This window comes from Halosolutus sp. DAT137, assembly GCF_059736405.1.
On sequence record NZ_JCAQID010000021.1, the window covers coordinates 1 to 1,382 of the forward strand.

General features: G+C 55.6%; 1 tRNA gene and 2 rRNA genes. All 3 read right to left on the reverse strand.

Features of this window, described 5'->3' with window-relative positions:
* Positions 1–799: ribosomal RNA gene (locus AC6I6L_RS20645) — 23S ribosomal RNA — on the reverse strand; the annotation flags it as partial.
* 224 nt (positions 800–1,023) lie between these two features.
* Positions 1,024–1,095: transfer RNA gene (locus AC6I6L_RS20650), tRNA-Ala, on the reverse strand.
* Between the two features lie 189 nt (positions 1,096–1,284).
* A 16S ribosomal RNA gene (locus tag AC6I6L_RS20655) occupies positions 1,285–1,382 on the reverse strand; the annotation flags it as partial.

Consider the following 1,382-nt stretch of genomic DNA (forward strand, 5'->3'; position numbering starts at 1 on the left):
TTCACCTTGCTCACGTCTAGATCGTCCGGTTTCGGGTCGTGCCCGATTGACTCCCCGCGCTTGAACACGGCGGCCCTCGTCGTAAGACTGCGGCCATGTCGGTTTCCCTACGCCTTCCCTGATACTCAGGTTAGACTCGTCAATCAGGCACACTCTCTGGTTCGTTTTTCAAAACGTACGATAGAACACCGGCTTCCTCTGTTTTCTACAGGAGACTCGCGTCTCGGTCGTTTCACAGAGGACCTTGAATACCCTATCGCTCTATCGCCAACTGATTTCACGCCCTATTGCACCTCCCTTTGTGGGGTGCTTTTCAGCGTTCGTTCACACTACTTGTTCGCTATCGGTCTCGAGGAGTGTTTAGTCTTCGCGGTCAATGCCCGCGGAATTCACGAGGGATATCCAACCCCCGCTACTCTGGAGCTGACGCACAACGTACTCAATTACAGTACGGGACTGTCACCCTGTTTCGTGCTCTGTTCCAAGAGACTTCGTGTAACATTTCGGTTGCTGAGAGTCAGTCCGAACACCACATTGCCCGTAAGGGCTTCGGTTTGGACTGCGTCGCGTTTATTCGCCATTACTAACGACATCGCGTTTGCTTTCTTTTCCTGTCGATACTAAGATGTTTCAATTCTCGACGTTCCCCATTGCGCGAAGCAATTGCGGTGGGGATTCCCATTCGGAGATCCTCAGTTCTTTCCCTCCGTGCGGGTCCCTGAGGCTTTTCGCAGCTTGGCACGTCCTTCTTCAGCTCTCGAGCCGAGCGATCCACCAGCTGGCACAGTAGCCACGTTCATCGGATCGGCGCTACAACGGATGTTGTAGCAAATCGTGACCCGGGAACGGGTCCAGTGGACGCCTGGACTACACGTACACACGGTCTCATCTGCACGCTGTAGACGCAGCATGCATTAACCCTTCCCAGCCACGTTTACACGGGCTGGTGCATCGGTTTCGTTCGGATTAGACCAGAATCGCTTGCCCCCTATAAGGGGCACGATTCGGATCCGCTCCGAGAGATGGACCCACAGGGATTCGAACCCTGGGCATCCTCCTTGCAAAGGAGGCACTCTACCACTGAGCTATGGGCCCACCCCTCTGGGTTCAACGGAGCCCAGAGGGAGCAAATCGTTAGCTTCGACAGTTCAAAGGTGCCCGATCGGCCAACGATGACCTCGTAACGAGGTCGAGTTGGTCGTATCGAACGTGTGGGCCACGTATTGTGGCCGCAATATCGCAAACTGCAAGGTGGGTCAGGCGCGTCGGCCTGATCCCGGTCTGTGGAGGTGATCCAGCCGCAGATTCCCCTACGGCTACCTTGTTACGACTTAAGCCCCCTTGCGGAGCCCAGATTCGACCCGGTAACCGGGCCTCATCCG